The 1947-nt window shown below is 68.1% G+C and carries 1 protein-coding gene; it reads left to right on the forward strand.

Annotated elements, in window-relative coordinates; all coding sequences use genetic code 11:
• The coding region (locus tag ACESMD_RS14455) for an L-glutamate gamma-semialdehyde dehydrogenase (RefSeq protein WP_372614363.1) at nucleotides 1-1788 on the forward strand (1788 nt) is incomplete at its 5' end.
• Nucleotides 1789-1947: the final 159 nt, after the last annotated feature.

The following is a 1947-nucleotide window of genomic DNA, read 5'->3' on the forward strand; positions in this document are numbered from 1 at the left end:
CACATCGCCGAGCTGACCGTGATCGCGACCCGCGAGGCCGGCAAGATGATGTTCGATGGCATCGCCGAGGTGCGTGAAGCGGTGGATTTCCTGCGCTACTACGCGAACGAGTGTGAGCGGCTGGAGGTTGAAGAGCCCGGCAGCGCCCGCGGCATCTTCGTCTGCATCAGCCCGTGGAACTTTCCGCTGGCCATATTCACCGGCCAGATCGCGGCGGCCCTGGCGGCAGGTAACGCGGTGCTCGCCAAGCCCGCCGAGCAGACGCCCCTGATCGCCGCTCGTGCCGTCGAGCTGATGCGCGAGGCCGGCCTGCCCGAGGCGGCGTTGCAATTGCTGCCCGGTGATGGTCCGACGGTTGGCGGGCCGCTGACCAGCGATTCGCGGATCGCCGGTGTCTGCTTCACCGGTTCGACCGAGGTGGCGCAGATCATCAACAAGGCCCTGGCGCAGAATGCCGGCCCGGATGCGGTGCTGATCGCCGAGACCGGCGGGCTCAACGCCATGATCGTGGATTCGAGCGCGCTGACCGAGCAGGCAGTGCGCGACATCCTGATCTCGTCCTTCCAGTCGGCCGGCCAGCGTTGTTCGGCGCTGCGGATGCTGTATGTCCAGGAAGAGGCACGAGAGCGGCTGCTGACGATGCTCGACGGCGCGATGGACGCGCTGGTCATCGGTGACCCGTGGAACACCGACACCGACGTCTCGCCGGTGATCGACGCCGAGGCCCAGGCCGACATCGGCGCCTATGTGGCGGCTCAGGAAAAGGCCGGCAAGGTGCTGAAGAAGCTGCCGGCGCCGGACGCCGGGACCTTCGTCACCCCGGCCGTGGTCGAGGTCGGGGGGATCGGTGATCTCGAGCGCGAGATCTTCGGCCCGATCCTGCACGTGGCCACGTTCCGGGCACGCGACATCGACAAGGTGGTCGACGCGATCAACGCCAGGGGATATGGACTGACCTTCGGCCTGCATACCCGGATCGACGACCGCGTGCAGCAGATCGTCGAACGTGTCCATGTCGGCAACGTCTACGTCAATCGCAACCAGATCGGCGCCATCGTCGGCTCCCAGCCCTTCGGGGGCGAGGGGCTCTCGGGCACCGGACCCAAGGCCGGCGGGCCGCTCTATGTCACCCGCTTCCGCCGGACCGCCGCCGCCGAGCGTCACGACGCGCCCCAGGGCAATACCGTGACCCTCAAGGACCTGCAGTCGGCCATCGACGGCCTGGATCCGCGCAACTGGGCGGCGCGCCCCGATCGTGTCGAGGTGCTGCGCAAGGCGCTCTCCGGCAAGGGCGGCGTGGTCCGCAAGGCCCTTTCCGAGACCGCGGCTCTGGACATGACCCCGCAGACGCTGCCGGGGCCGACGGGGGAAAGCAACCGGCTGGCGATGTATCCTAAGGGCCCGGTGCTCTGCCTCGGGCCGACGCTCGACATCGCCATCGCCCAGGCGGTGCAGGCGCTCGGTGGCGGCTGTCCGGCGGTGCTCGTCGCGCCCGGTGCGGCACAGGCCGTGCAGCCGTTGAGAAGTGCCGGGGCGCCCGTCGCGGCGCTCGACGGCAGCATCGCGGCCGAGACGCTGACCACGGTCAAGGGCATCGCTGCCGTGGCCGCCGCCGGTGCCAGCGACTGGACCCGCGATCTGCGCATCGCGCTCGCCAAGCGCGACGGCTCCATCGTGTCGCTGGAGACCCAGACCATCTCGCCGGAACGCTACGTGGTGGAACGCCATCTGTGCATCGACACCACGGCTGCGGGCGGCAATGCCAGCCTGCTGGCGACGGCCGAATAGACTCGCCGGCCCTCTCGGGCCGGCACTGTTTATTCCTGACTACTTATTCCTGACTACCACTCACTGGCGCGGTGTTTCCTTGTAAACACCGCGCCAGTGGGTTTTGCCACGTCAGTGATCCCCGAAAAAAGCGTCAACACGGCCTATGTCGGGAAAGAC

This window comes from Halomonas sp., assembly GCF_041689495.1.
GTDB lineage: Bacteria > Pseudomonadota > Gammaproteobacteria > Pseudomonadales > Halomonadaceae > Halomonas.